The sequence below is a fragment of the Caulobacter sp. FWC2 genome (assembly GCF_002742625.1).
In the GTDB taxonomy this organism is placed as follows: Bacteria; Pseudomonadota; Alphaproteobacteria; order Caulobacterales; family Caulobacteraceae; genus Caulobacter.
On sequence record NZ_PEBF01000001.1, the window covers coordinates 1,457,251 to 1,471,241 of the forward strand.

General features: G+C 66.7%; 10 protein-coding genes. 6 read left to right on the forward strand and 4 right to left on the reverse strand.

Going from position 1 to position 13,991, the window contains the following annotated elements:
- Positions 1 to 45 precede the first annotated feature (45 nt).
- From CSW62_RS07135 to rhmD, 3 genes are read right to left on the reverse strand one after another with little or no spacing between them, the layout of a single operon-like run.
- Positions 46 to 810, reverse strand: a complete 765-nt coding sequence (locus CSW62_RS07135; RefSeq protein ID WP_099576462.1) for an SDR family NAD(P)-dependent oxidoreductase — start codon at positions 808 to 810, stop codon at positions 46 to 48.
- Positions 807 to 1,670 carry a fumarylacetoacetate hydrolase family protein gene (locus CSW62_RS07140; protein WP_099576463.1) on the reverse strand — a complete coding sequence of 288 codons (864 nt, stop codon included), beginning with the start codon at positions 1,668 to 1,670 and terminating at the stop codon, positions 807 to 809. Before CSW62_RS07140 ends, CSW62_RS07135 begins: the two co-directional genes overlap by 4 nt.
- A gap of 21 nt (positions 1,671 to 1,691) precedes the next feature.
- Complete coding sequence (gene rhmD, locus CSW62_RS07145) at positions 1,692 to 2,870, reverse strand: L-rhamnonate dehydratase (RefSeq protein ID WP_099576464.1); 1,179 nt, start codon at positions 2,868 to 2,870, stop codon at positions 1,692 to 1,694.
- Positions 2,871 to 3,031: 161 nt separating this feature from the next.
- Here rhmD and CSW62_RS07150 point away from each other — a divergent pair, with 161 nt between their 5' ends.
- The 4 genes from CSW62_RS07150 to CSW62_RS07165 are packed head-to-tail and all read left to right on the forward strand — an operon-like array spanning position 3,032 to position 8,070.
- Positions 3,032 to 3,835, forward strand: coding sequence for an IclR family transcriptional regulator (locus CSW62_RS07150; protein ID WP_099576465.1), 804 nt, complete (start codon positions 3,032 to 3,034; stop codon positions 3,833 to 3,835).
- A 32-nt stretch (positions 3,836 to 3,867) separates the two neighbouring features.
- Positions 3,868 to 4,629: an SDR family NAD(P)-dependent oxidoreductase gene (locus CSW62_RS07155; protein ID WP_099576466.1), complete on the forward strand. Its 762-nt coding sequence runs from the start codon at positions 3,868 to 3,870 to the stop codon at positions 4,627 to 4,629.
- A gap of 2 nt (positions 4,630 to 4,631) precedes the next feature.
- Positions 4,632 to 5,765 carry an FMN-dependent L-lactate dehydrogenase LldD gene (gene lldD / locus CSW62_RS07160; protein WP_099576467.1) on the forward strand — a complete coding sequence of 378 codons (1,134 nt, stop codon included), beginning with the start codon at positions 4,632 to 4,634 and terminating at the stop codon, positions 5,763 to 5,765.
- A 34-nt stretch (positions 5,766 to 5,799) separates the two neighbouring features.
- Entirely contained in the window at positions 5,800 to 8,070 is a 2,271-nt protein-coding gene (locus CSW62_RS07165) for a hypothetical protein (protein ID WP_099576468.1), read from the forward strand.
- Positions 8,071 to 8,209: 139 nt separating this feature from the next.
- Here CSW62_RS07165 and CSW62_RS07170 read toward each other — a convergent pair whose 3' ends face one another.
- Positions 8,210 to 9,592: a polysaccharide lyase family 1 protein gene (locus CSW62_RS07170; RefSeq protein WP_233206626.1), complete on the reverse strand. Its 1,383-nt coding sequence runs from the start codon at positions 9,590 to 9,592 to the stop codon at positions 8,210 to 8,212.
- Between the two features lie 234 nt (positions 9,593 to 9,826).
- Here CSW62_RS07170 and CSW62_RS07175 point away from each other — a divergent pair, with 234 nt between their 5' ends.
- Positions 9,827 to 12,520: a TonB-dependent receptor gene (locus CSW62_RS07175; protein WP_099576469.1), complete on the forward strand. Its 2,694-nt coding sequence runs from the start codon at positions 9,827 to 9,829 to the stop codon at positions 12,518 to 12,520.
- 83 nt (positions 12,521 to 12,603) lie between these two features.
- Positions 12,604 to 13,944 carry an oligogalacturonate lyase family protein gene (locus CSW62_RS07180; RefSeq protein WP_199170530.1) on the forward strand — a complete coding sequence of 447 codons (1,341 nt, stop codon included), beginning with the start codon at positions 12,604 to 12,606 and terminating at the stop codon, positions 13,942 to 13,944.
- Positions 13,945 to 13,991: the final 47 nt, after the last annotated feature.

The window sequence follows — 13,991 nt, forward strand, 5'->3', positions numbered from 1 at the left end:
GTGTCCTCTCCTAAGATGCGCCCGGCATTCCGGGTCGCGCCGCGATCAGAAGGTGGTCCGGCCGCCGGAAGTGTCGAAGGTGGCGGCGGTGGTGAAGCTGCATTCCTCGCTGGCCATGAAGCAGACCATCGCGGCGCTCTCGCGCACCTCGCCCAGGCGACCCATGGGGATCTTACCGCGCATGTAGTCGACCTGGCTCTTCGGCAGTTGCTCCAGGATCGGGCTCTCGAAGGTGGCGGGAGTGAGGGCGTTGGCGATCACGCCCTTGGTGGCCAGCTCCTTGCCCAGCGACTTGGTGAGGCCGATGACCCCGGCCTTCGACGCCGAATAGGCGCTGGCGTTGGGGTTGCCTTCCTTGCCGGCCACCGAGGCCACGTTGACGATCCGGCCGTAGCCGCCCGCCAGCATGTACGGCACCGTTTCGCGGCAGCAGTAGAAGATGCCGTTCAGGTTGATGTCGATCACGCGCTTCCAGCTGTCGACCGGGAACTCGTGCACCGGCACGGTGGCGCCGGTGATGCCGGCCGAGGCGACCAGGATGTCGATCTTGCCCAGGGCTTCGTTCGAGGTCTTGGCGGCCTCGGCGACGGCCGCCTGGTCGGAGACGTCGAGCGCCACGGTGTGGCTGGCGCCGATCTCAAGGCCAACCGCTTCCAGGGTCGTCGCGTCCAGGTCCCACAGGGCGACCTTGCCGCCCTCGGCGACGATGCGCGCGGCGACCGCCTTGCCGAGGCCGGAGGCCCCGCCCGTCACGACCGCGCAGCGGCCGGCGAAGCGGCCGAAATAGGGAGAGGCGTGGGTAGTGCTCACTGCACGCCTTCCTGGGTCCAGGCCACGACGATCTGGCGTTGCTCGCCCAGCTTCTCGATGCCCAGGCGGATCTCGTCGCCGGCCTTAAGATAGACGGGCTCGGGCTTCTGGCCCATGCCGACGCCGGGCGGGGTGCCGGTGGTGATAAGATCACCAGGCTCGAGAGTCATGAACTCGCTGATGTACGAGACCAGCTTGCTGATCGGGAAGATCATGGTCTTGGACGAGCCGTCCTGCTTGCGCTGGCCGTTGACGTCCAGCCACATGCCGAGGTTCTGCGGGTCGCCGACCTCGTCCGAGGTGACCATCCAAGGACCGACCGGACCGAAGGTGTCGCAACCCTTACCCTTGTCCCAGGTGCCGCCGCGCTCGATCTGGAAGGCGCGCTCGGAGACGTCGTTGATCAGGACATAGCCGGCCACGTAGTCCAGGGCCTCGGCTTCGCTGACGTAGCGGGCGCGCGTGCCGATCACGACGCCGAGTTCGACCTCCCAGTCGGTCTTCAGCGAGCCCTTGGGGATCATCACCGGGTCGTTCGGACCGGTCAGGCAGCTGACGGCCTTGGTGAACAGCACCGGCTCCTCGGGGATCGGCAGGTTCGACTCGGCGGCGTGGTCGGCGAAGTTCAGGCCCACGGCGATGAACTTGCTGACGCCGTTGACTGGCACGCCGTAGCGGGGCGAGCCTTCGACGAGCGGCAGCGAGGCCGGGTCGATGGCCGCCAGGGCCTTGAGGCTGGCCGGCGACAGCTGGGCGCCGGTGATGTCGGCGACGTGGCCCGACAGGTCGCGGATCTGGCCTTCAGCGTCGAGCAGGCCGGGCTTTTCGGCGCCCTTGGGACCGTAGCGGAGCAGTTTCATGGGTCTAGTCTTTCGAGAGGATCAGCGGGCGTAAGGCCGGTGCAAGCCGACCTCGCGATTGAGTTCGACGCCGAAGCCAGGCGCGTCGGAGAGCTTGAGCTTGCCGTTGACCGGCACCGGTTCGCCGATCAGCTGCGGGTGGAACATCGGCACCACCTCGTCGGCCTTCGGGGCCATCATCAGGAACTCGGCGAACGGGCTGTTATGGCGCGTGATGACGAAGTGGTAGCTGTAGACCGACGAACCGTGCGGGATGCAGAGCACGCCCCGGCTGTCGGCCAGGTTCGAGATCTTGATGATCTCGGTCATGCCGCCGCACCAGCCCACGTCGGGTTGGATGATGTCGCAGCATTCCATCTCCAGCAGCATGCGGAAGCCCCAGCGGGTGGCTTCGTGCTCGCCGGTGGTGACCAGCATGCCCTTGGGCGCGTTCTTCTTCAGGTCGCGATAGCCCCAGTAGTCGTCGGGGCTGAGGGCCTCCTCGATCCACTTGAGGCCATACTCATGGGCCTTGTGGGCCAGCTTGGTGGCGTAGTTCAGGTCCAGCGCCATCCAGCAGTCGAACATCAGCCAGAAGTCCTCGCCGCAGCGCTCGCGCATGGTCGCCAGCTCTTCGAGGTTCTTGCGCAGGCCTTCCTCGCCCTCGGCCGGGCTGTGGTGCAGGGGCATCTTGCCGCCGATGAAGCCCATCTGCTTGGCCAGGTCCGGACGCGCGCCCGTGGCGTAGAAGGTCAGCTCGTCGCGAACCTTGCCGCCCAGCAGATGATAGACCGGCTCCTGGCGCAGCTTGCCCAGCAGATCCCACAGCGCCAGGTCGACGCCGGAGAGGGCGTTCACGACCAGGCCCTTGCGGCCGTAATACTGGGTGGAGAAGTACATCTGGTCCCAGATCTTCTCGACCTCGGCCGGGTCGCGGCCTTCCAGGAAGCGGGCCAGGTGCTTTTCGACGATGTAGGCGGCCGGCTCGCCGCCGGTGGTCACCGCGAAGCCGATCGTGCCGTCGGTGGCCTCGATCTCGACGACCAGCGTGCCCAGCACGTTGATGCCGAAGCTTTGGCGGCTCTGGCGATATTCCGGGTAGCGCGACATCGGCGTGGCGATGTGATCGTCGATCCAGTGGCCGTCACCCTGGTCGTGATAGTCGGCCCCGCCGCCCCGGACGACATAGGCCCGCACGGCGCGGATCTTCGGAAAACTCATCGGCGTCGACTCCCCGAGGCAGGCTCTGTTTTGGCCCAAATGCACGCTAGTCCCATATTTCGGGAACGCTCTGGCTATTCGTGGCCGTGATCTGCAAACTGACGTCCAAAATGAAGGTCCTAAGTAGTGGACTTTCACAATGTGAGAGGTATGTCTAGAGAATGGAACAAGAGGCGTCAATCAAGCGCGGCGATGCGGATGCGGACGGAAAACCGTCGGGCAGCCAGACCCTGCTGCGCGGCTTGGACGTGATCGAGGCCGTCGCCAGCGGTCCGATCGCCCTGACCGAACTGGCCGAGACGCTGGGCCTGACCCGCAGCACCACGCACCGCCTGGCCGCCGCCCTGGTCGACCGGCGGATGCTGACCTTCCGTCCGCGCGAGGGCTATGCGCTGGGGCCGAAGCTGCTGGAGCTGGGTTACGCCGCTCGCGAGCAGATGCACCTGCCGCAGGTCGCCCGTCCGCACCTGGAGCTGCTGTCCCATGCGACCAGCGACACCGTCCACCTTGGCATCTTGGAGGGCGATCTGGCCCTCTATCTGGACAAGGTGCCGGGCCGTCGGCGGGTCGAGATCGGCTCGCGGATCGGCGAGCGCCAGCCGCTGTCGTCGACGGGCCTGGGCAAGGCGCTGATCCTCGACCTGGGCGAAGAACGCTGGAAGCAGCTCTTCACGGCCGAGACCGGGCCGCGCGCCCTGGGCCTGCCGGTCTGGCTGGAGCGGATGCGCGGCTACGCCGCCGCCGGCCGCGCCTTCGACCTTGAAGAGAACGAAGACCAGATCCGCTGCGTCGCCGCGCCCATCCGGGGCGTCGACGGCCAGACGGTCGGCGCCATCAGCCTCTCCAGCGCCGCGCAGTACATGGACGACGCCCGCATGGAGGCGCTGTCGGACGATGTCCGCAACACCGCCAACGCCATCAGCCGCGAACTGGGCTGGAGCGAGCGGGCCACACGCAAGAAGTAACGCGTAACGGGCCAGCCCCGGGAAGGAAGCCTATGTTGTTGAAGGATAAGGTGGTGCTGGTCACCGGCGCCTCTGGGGGCATCGGCAAGGCCGCGGCCATCGGCTGCGCCCAGCACGGCGCCGACGTCGCGATCAACTACCACTCGGACGAGGCGGGCGCGGCGGACGCGGTGCGCGAGATCCAGGCGCTGGGGCGTCGCGCGATCGCCGTGAAGGGCGATGTGGCCGAGGCCGCTTCCGCCCCGGCCTTCGTCCAGGCGGCGGTCGAGGCGTTCGGCAAGGTCGACGTGTTCGTCAACAATGCCGGCATCTGCCCGTTCCACAGCTTCCTGGACATGCCGGCCGAGGTCATGGAGCGCACCATGCGGGTCAACCTGCACGGCGCCTATTACATGGTGCAGGCGGCGGCCAACCAGATGGTCCGCCAAGGTCACGGCGGCGCGATCATCGCCGTCAGCTCGATCAGCGCCCTGGTCGGCGGCGGCATGCAGACGCACTACACCCCGACCAAGGCCGGCGTGAACTCGCTGATGCAGTCGACCGCCATCGCGCTCGGCCCCTACGGCATCCGCTGCAACGCGGTGCTGCCGGGGACGATCGAGACGGCGATCAACAAGGAAGACCTCGCCGACCAGAAGAAGCGCGACTACATGGCCGGCCGCATCCCGCTGGGCCGTCTGGGCCAGCCCGACGACCTGGCCGGCCCGATCGTTTTCCTGGCCTCGGACCTGGCCAAGTACGTCACCGGCGCGGCCCTGCTGGTCGACGGCGGCGCCTTCGTGAACCTGCAATAGCGATGACCATCGTCTCCTCGACCACGGACTTTCGGGAGGCGGCGCGTCGTCGCCTGCCGAGGTTCCTGTTCGACTATATCGACGGCGGCGCCTATGCCGAGCGAACCCTGGCGCGCAACGTCGCCGACCTGGCGGATCTTTCGCTGCGTCAGCGGGTCCTCAAGGACGTCTCGCAGGTCTCGACCAAGGCGACCCTGTTCGGGGTCGAGCAGGCCATGCCGATCGCCCTGGCGCCGGTGGGCCTGACAGGCATGTACGCCCGGCGCGGGGAGTGCCAGGCCGCCCGCGCGGCGGCCAAGAAGGGCGTACCGTTCTGCCTGTCCACCGTCGGCGTCTGCGATGTCGACGAGGTGGCCAGGGCGTCCAGCGCGCCGATCTGGTTCCAGCTCTATGTGTTGCGCGACCGGGCCTTCATGCGCGACCTGCTGGCCCGCGCGGCGGGCGCAGGGGCGACGACCCTGGTGTTCACGGTCGACATGCCCGTGCCCGGCGCCCGCTATCGCGACGCCCACTCCGGCATGAGCGGCCCCAACGCCGCCGCCCGCCGTGTGATGCAGGCGATGTTCAAGCCCAGCTGGGCCTGGGACGTCGGCGTCATGGGCCGTCCCCACACCCTGGGCAATGTCGCCCCGGTGCTGGGCGACAACTCCGGGCTGGAAGACTTCATGGGCTGGCTGGGGGCGAACTTCGACCCGTCCATCCAGTGGAAGGACCTGGAGTGGATCCGCGAGGTCTGGAAGGGCCCGCTGGTTATCAAGGGTGTGCTGGATCCCGAGGACGCCAAGGCCGCCGCCGATATCGGCGCGGACGGCATCGTGGTCTCCAACCACGGCGGACGGCAGTTGGACGGCGTGCTGTCCTCGGCTCGCGCCCTGCCGGCCATCGCCGAGGCAGTAGGCGACCGGCTGACGGTGCTGGCCGACAGCGGCGTACGCTCGGGCCTCGATGTCGTGCGGATGCTGGCCCTGGGCGCGCATGGCGTGCTGCTGGGCCGGGCCTGGGTCTACGCCCTGGCCGCGCGCGGCGAGGCGGGCGTGACCCAACTGCTGGACCTGTTCGAGAAAGAAATGCGCGTGGCCATGGCCCTGACCGGGGTCAACAGCGTGGCCGAGATCGACCGTTCGATCCTGGCCTGAGCGCCCGCGACAACAAGACGACTGGGAGTAGACGATGAAGCGCGTTCTGATGGCCGGCCTCGCGGCCGCTTGCCTTGCCACATCTGCATTCGGCCAGCCGATCGACCGCCACGCCCTGGTCAGCCGGCATGACGTCAGGCTGACCGCCGTCGATCCCAGCTCGCCGTTGATGGTCGGGAACGGCCAGATCGGTTTCACCGCCGACATCACCGGCCTGCAGACCTTCCCCGAGGCCTACAGCAAGATCGCGCCGCTGCTGACCGAGGCCCAGTGGGCCTGGCACGCCTTCCCCAATCCGAACCATTACACCTATGCCGACGGCACGGTTCCGATCGACGTGAGAGGCAGCAAGCAGCCCTACGCCTACATGGCCGACTGGAACGAGGGCGAGAAGCGTCCGGCCCTGCTGTGGCTGCGCGAGAACCCGCACCGCTTCTCGCTGGGCCGGGTGGCGCTGGACCTGCGCGACAAGGCCGGCAAGCCCGCCAGGTTCGAGGACCTGAAACAGACCGAGCAGACGCTGGACCTGTGGACCGGCATCCTGACCAGCCGCTTCACCTATGACGGCGAGACCGTGACGGTGCGCACGCGGGTGCATCCGACGCTGGACATGATCGTGGTCGACGTAGACTCCGCGCTGGTCGAGCAGGGCCGTCTGAAGCTGTCGGTGAAGTTCCCAGGCGTCTCCAAGACCCTCAACCCAGACCCGTCGGACTGGGATCATCCGGAACTGCACACCACCAAGGTGACCGGCGAGGGCGCGACCCGCCTCGACGTCTCGCGCCAACTGGACGAGACCCGCTACGTCGCCGCCTTGCAGGCCGACCGCGCGGTCGACTTCACGGCCGCCGGCCCGCACGCCTTCGTCGTCGCGCCCAAGGCCAAGGGGCGGGCCCTGGGGCTGGAAGTCGCCTTCTCGCGTGCGCCGCTGCCGAAGCAACTGCCGACCGTCACCCTCGCCGACCAGGCCACGCGGGCGCATTGGAAGCGCTACTGGACGCAGGGCGCGGCCGTCGACTTCTCGGGCAGCACCGACCCGCGCGCGGCCGAGCTGGAGCGCCGCGTGGTGCTGTCGCAGTACCTGATGGCCTTGAACGGCGCGGGCGAGGTTCCGCCGCAGGAGGAGGGGCTGTTCTCCAATAGCTGGAACGGCAAGTTCCACCTCGAGATGCACGCCTGGCACGCGGGCCATTTCGCCCTGTGGAACAAGCCTGAGTACCTTGAGCGCAGCCTGCCCTGGTATGTGAGCCACCTGAAGGACGCCAAGGCTCGCGCCGCCAGTCACGGGGTGAAGGGCGCCTGGTGGCCGAAGATGGTTGGACCCGACGGTGTCGACAGCCCCAGCAAGGTCTCGCCCTTCATCATGTGGCAGCAGCCGCATCCGATCTGGATGTCCGAGCTGATCTGGCGCGACAAGCCGACCAAGGCGACCCTGGCCAAGTACGGCCAACTGGTTTCCGAGACCGCCGACCTGCTGGCCAGCTTCCCGCACAAGGACGACAGGGGCCGCTTCATCCTGGGGCCGCCGATCATCCCGGTGCAGGAGAACTACGATCCGCTGACCACCTTCAACCCGGCCTTCGAGCTGGAATACTATCGCTGGGGCCTGGAGAAGGCCCAGCAGTGGCGCACGCGCGCCGGCCTCAAGCGCAAGCCCGAGTGGGACGCGGTGATCAAGGGCCTGGCCCCGCTGGCGACCAAGGACGGCCTCTACCTTCCGGCCGAGTCCGGGCCGGACTTCTGGAAGGTGGCCAAGAGCGCCGCCTGCTCCAAGCACGCCGTCGATCCCAAGTGCATGAACCGCGACCACCCCTCGTTCCTGATGGCCTACGGCCTGATCCCGGGGAAGGCCGACCCGGAGACCATGCGGCGCACGCTGCGGGCCGTGGAAACCGACTGGGACCTGCGCCAGACCTGGGGCTGGGACTATCCGATGGTCGCCATGACCGCCGCGCGTCTGGGCGAGCCGGACAAGGCCGTCGACTGGCTGTTCTACGAGGCCAAGAACAACAAGTTCGGCGTCTCGGGCATGACGCCCCGCGTGCACCAGGACGAACACGCCCAAGCCTTCGTGCCCTCTACCGTGGTGTCGGGTGGCCAGATCGTGCCGGCGGGCGAGGCGGTGGGGCCTGACGGCCCGGGCTATCGCCGCGCGGCCGAGACCTATTTCCCGTCGAACGGCTCGCTGCTGGCGGCCGTGGCGATGATGGCGGGGGGCTGGGACGGCTCCAAGGGGCCGACGCCGGGCTTCCCGAAGGACGGCAAGTGGACGGTGAAGGCCGAGGGCTTCAAGCCGTTGCCGTAGCCTCCACCACCGATCTCCCCGGCGAATGCCGGGGCCCAGATCGTAGGGCTGTGAAGCTCACGCAAAACGCCCGCGTTCCTGACTGGGACGCGGGCTCTCTTGCATCTGGATCCCGGCATTCGCCGGGAAGAACGGGTGGTTAGCGGACCAGACCGTTCACGTACTCTTCGATGTTCGTATAGCCGTTGCCATCGCGATCCTTGGCGGCATCCGAGGCGTCCTTCGGGTTTAGCTTGTGCGCCGTCTCCCAGGCGTCGGGCATGCCGTCGCCGTCGCTGTCCTTGAGCGCGGCGGTCGAGGCGGCTTCGAACCAGCCGCCGACCTCTTTCTGGCTGTTGATGATCTTGCCGGTGCGGTCGACCACGCTCTTGACCACGCGGGCGTCGATCGGGTCGCGCTTGCGCGAGGCGCCGGCCTTGGCCAGCACCGCCTTGTAGGCGTCGGGCGCGCTTTGGGTGACGACGGCGCCGAACGCGAAGGGCGTGTCGACCACGTGTTCGCCGGGAGCGTTGGACGAGGCCAGGACCAGGGTCTTCTGATCGGCGACCAGCTTGTCGTCCATGTAGTTGCCGGCGAAGTGGGTCAGGCCGCTCTTGTTGCGAATGTAGAGCGCAAGGGGGCCGCCGGTGTTGGCGCCCTGGATGTAGTAGTTGCTCACGAAGTTGGAGTGGGTGGTCGAGTTGGTGTTGAGGTCCTCTCCTGCCGCGAACTTCGAGGCATTGTCGGGACGGCCGTAGAACGGGTCCATCGAATAGCCGCGGCTGACGCCCGGCTCCCAGTTGTAGAAGTCCGTCGTGGCGCCCTGGCCCCAGTTGTAGAAGACGTTGTTGCGGAAATCCAAGGTGATGCCCTCGGCGTCGTCCTTCGCGCCGGCGTAGTTGCCGATGCGGGGCATCCGCGCCTCGTGGTGGGCCCACAGATTGTGGTGGAAGCTGTATTTGGCGCCGAACGAGCCCTGGATCAGGCTGCCATAGCCGTGCTCGCCCTTCTCGTGGATCGAGTGGTTCAGGCTCTCGGCGATCAGCGACCACTGGATCGTGACATTGGTCAGGTGCTTGACCTCGGGCGTGACCTTCTGGGTGACCGACAGGCTCTCGTCGATCGACCAGCCCGACGAGATGTGGTCGAGGATGATGTCCGAGCCGCCGCCCAGCGATATGGAATCGTACTCCTTGCCGGCCACGTCGCCGACGCGGACGCGCAGGTAGCGGACGATCACGTGGTTGGCGTGGATCAGGAACTGGGCGTCACGAAGGGTGATCCCATAGCCAGGCGACGTCTGGCCGGCGATGGTGATGTGGTCGTTGGCGATCTTCAGGTCGCTCTTCAGGCGGATCACGCCGCCGACGTCGAACACCACGATGCGCGGACCGTCGGCCTCGACGGCGGCGCGCAGCGAGCCGGGGCCTGAATCATTCAGGTTGGTGACCTTGATCACCTTGCCGCCACGGCCGCCCTCGGCGAAACGGCCGAAGCCTTCCGCGCCCGGAAACGCCAGCGGCTTGCCCGTCTCAGCCGCCATCGCTGAATTGGTAACTCCAGCGAGAAGGCCAGCAAAAACAAACGCCTTTTGCCAGTTCATGGTCATTTCCTCGTTTCACCTAGTTAGCCGGATGCGCTGAAAACGCATCGGATTGGTAATACCAGAGTTGCAGCTTTTCGCGTTCTGTTGCAAGGTGTGGGTAACAGTTCCACATTCTGATATTTTGTGGAGCATCAAACGACACCGGTATCAAACCGGTTGAGGGGAGAAACCATGACCTCGGCCAAATTTCGCAAAAGCCTGATGGCCAGCGGCGCCTTCGCCGTGTCGCTGCTCGCCGCCGCCGGTGCGCACGCCCAGACCGCGCCCGCGCCCGCCGCCGAAGGGGCCTCTGAAGTCGAGCAGATCGTCGTCACGGGCTACCGCTCCAGCCTTAGCAAGGCCCTGGGCGTCAAGCGCACCAGCATCGGCGCCGTCGACGCGATCCTGGCCGAGGATATCGCGGCCTTCCCGGACCAGAACCTGGCCGAGGCCATCCAGCGCCTGCCGGGCGTCACCATCGACCGCGTCGGCGGCGAAGGTCACCAGATCACCGTCCGCGGCCTGAACGCCGACTTCACCCGCGTCCGCATCAACGGTGTGGAAGCCATCGCCACGGGCGGCGGCAACCGCAGCCGCGGCTTCGACTTCAACGTCTTCGCCTCGGAGCTGTTCAACAGCATCACGGTGCGCAAGACCCAGTCGGCCGACATCTCGGAAGGCTCGCTGGGCGCCACGGTCGACCTGCAGAGCGGTCGCCCGTTCGACTACAAGGGCTTCAAAGCCGCAGCCTCGGCCGAGGGCAGCCTCAACAGCATCACCGATCGCGTCCTGCCGCGCGTCGCCGGCCTGCTGAGCTGGTCCAACCCCGACCAGACCTTCGGCGTCCTGGCCTCGGTAGCCTATTCCAAGCGCCAGCCGGTGGCCGAGGGCTTCAACACCACGCGCTGGCAAGGCGCCGATACGACCGACAATTTCGCCAGCTGCAGCAAGTGCGCGACGCCGGACGAACTGGCCAAGGTGCAGAATGCCTTCTACCCGCGTATCCCGCGCTACACCGCCTCGAAGATCGACTCCGAGCGTCTGGGCGTCACCTTCTCGACCCAATGGCGTCCGAACGCGAAGTCGGAGCTGTCGCTGGACGTCCTGTATTCGGACCTCAACCAGTTCACCGAGAGCCCGAACCTCGAGGCCATCTCGTTCAGCCGCTCGAACGCTGCCGGCGTCGGCGCGACGATCGTCCGCGACTACGCGCTCAACGACCGCAATACCTTCACCTACGGCGTGTTCGACAAGGTCGACGTCCGTTCGGAGAACGGCACCCAGCGCGACCACACGACCTTCACCCAGGTGACCCTGGCCGGGAAGTACGAGTTCACCGATCGCCTGCGCGGCCAGGTTCGCGTCGGCGTGGCCAATTCCGACTACCGCATGCCCGAGCAGATCTCGTTCCAGCTCGATCGCAACGACGTCAACGGCTACGTCTATGACGCCCGCGCCAACGACCGCACGCCGATCATCACCTACGGCTTCGACGTCGCCAATCCGGCCAATTTCACCCTGACCGAGATGCGCTCGCGCGAGAGCACGGCGCTGAACATCGTGCGCACCGTCAACGGCGCGCTGGAGTTCGACGTCGACGAGCACCTGAAGCTGCGGGGCGGCGTCGACGCCCAGCAGTACGTGGTCAAGTATCGCGACGCGAGCCGTAACCAGACCCTCACCGGCGCCAACCAGATCGTCGGCGTCGGCGCGTTCTCGAAGGTCGTCTCGTTCGGCCGCGACTTCCCGTTCCCCGGCGGTGACCGCAGCTACGTGGTGGCCGACATCGACAAGGCCGTCGCCTACACCAAGCTGCTCAGCTATCCGCTGATCGTGCAGACGGGCGACACCCGCGACGTGTCCGAAGACGACCTGAGCGGCTTCGGCCAGGCGGTGGTCGACGCGACCATCTTCGGCGGCATGCCGCTGCGCTCGGACTTCGGCTTCCGCGTGGCCCACACCAGGGTCACGGCCGGCGGCTTCGTGAACAACAACACCAACTACGTCACGATGAAGAACGACTACACGGACGTTCTGCCATCGATGAACATCACGCTGGAGCCGCGTGACAACTTCATCCTGCGCGGCGGCATCGCCAAGGTCATGGCCCGCCCGACCCTGGGCAGCCTGACGCCGGGTGGTTCGGTCAGCGCCACGACCCGCACGGTCAACTTCGGCAATCCGGACCTGGAGCCGTTCCGGGCGACCAACTTCGACCTGGCGGCCGAGTGGTACTTCGCGTCGGAGTCGCTGCTGTCGGTGGCGGTCTTCTACAAGAAGATCGACAGCTTCATCGCCAGCCAGACCAGCCGCGCCGTCTACAACACGCTGGGCCTGCCGGAGAGCATCATCACCAGCGCCGGGGCGGTGGGCTCGGACATCTTCGACGTGACCCGGCCCTACAACGGCGACGGCGGCTGGCTGAAGGGCGTCGAGTTCCAGTACCAGCAACCGTTCAACTTCCTGCCCGACTATCTGCGCGGCTTCGGCTTCATCGGCAACTTCACCTATGTCGACTCGAACGTGAACTACGGCACCAAGGACAAGCCGAACTACAACACGCTGACGGGGCAATCGAAAACCACGGCCAACGCCACCCTCTATTTCGAACGCGGCAAGTTCAGCGCCCGCACCTCGCTGGCCAGGCGCTCGAAGTTCCTGACGGCCTTCCCAGGCTCAAACGGCAACAACATGGGCGGCACCCACGGCAGCACGTACTACGACTTCTCGTCGAGCTATAAGCTGCGGGACAACTTCGTCATCACCCTGGAAGGCATCAACCTGGGCGACAAGTTCACCGACGCCTATGTCGACACCGCCGACCGGGTCAGCGACTACCGTCACACCGGCCGCGAGATCCTGCTGGGCGTCCGCTGGACCTACTGACCGCTTTCTTCTTTCTAGGCCTCCTCCTAGGGCCTGGGGCGGTCCTTTCCCCGCCCCAGGCCCATCTTTTTGGAGCATTCGACGTGATCGATCGCAGAAGCATCCTGGGCCTGGCGGCGGCCGCTTTGGCCACGCCGGCTCTGGCCGGGCAAACGGCTGACGCGCCGACGCCGCCCGCGCCGATGACCAATCCTCCCAAGGACTGGATCGACCCGAAGACCGGCCACCGCATCGTGCGGCTCTCGGAGGAGGGGGGCAGCAAGAACCTCTATTTCCACCAGAACGGCTACACGCCGCAGGGCGACAAGCTGGCGATCACCACGCCGGCCGGCATCGCCCTGGTGGACCTGAAGACCTTCACGCTGACGCCGCTGGCCAACAGCAAGGACGCCGACCTGCTGTTCTTCGCCCGCAAGTCGCGGCGGCTCTATTATTCGGTCACCGCGCCCGGCGAAGGCCAGCCGGTGGACCGCGCCAAGACGATCTACGGGCTCGACATCGACAGCGGCAAGGCCAAGGTCGTGGGCAAGCTGGCCCAGGGCCAGATCGTTTCGGTCAATGCCGACGAGACCTTGCTGCTGGGCATCGTCACCTATGGCGGCAAGCCGCTGCAGCCCAAGACCGCGGACGATCTCAAGCGCTTCGGCCAGGCCGAGTACGCGGCCAACGGCCCGGACGGCAAGCCGCTGTCCTTCGCCAAGGCCAAGGGCGTGCGGATGACCGAGCGCTTCGAGACGCCGACGCCGATGGAGATCTTCACGCTCGACCTGAAGACCGGCGAGCGCAAGGTCGTCCATGCCTCGGACAAGTGGCTGGGCCACGCCCAGTTCTCGCCGACCGACCCAACCCTGGTGATGTTCTGCCACGAGGGGCCCTGGCACCGCGTGGACCGTATCTGGACGATCCGCACCGACGGCTCGGCCCTGACCAAGATCCATACTCGGACCATGAACTTCGAGATCGCCGGTCACGAGTTCTTCGGCGCCGACGGCAAGTGGATCTGGTACGATCTTCAGACCCCACGCGGTCAGGTGTTCTGGATCGGCGGCTACGAGATCGCGACCGGCAAGCGCCTGTGGCGCCGGGTCGAGCAGAACGAGTGGTCGGTGCACTACAACGTCTCGGCCGACGGGACGCTGTTCGCCGGCGACGGCGGCGACGCCGATATGGTCGCCCACGCGCCGGACGGCAAGTGGATCTATGTCTTCAAGCCCGAGACCCCGCGCGACGCGGCGACCCAGTACTATACCGACGACCTGATCACGCCCGAGAAGATGGCGTCCGAGCGTCTCGTCGACATGTCGGCTCACGACTACCGGCTGGAGCCGAACCTGACGTTCACGCCCGATCAGAAGTGGATCGTCTTCACCTCGAACATGCACGGCGCGAACCACGTGTATGCCGTCGAGGTCGCCAAACACTAGAGGCTGTCATCCCGGCCAAGCGCGTAGCGCGCCGAGCCGGGACCGTC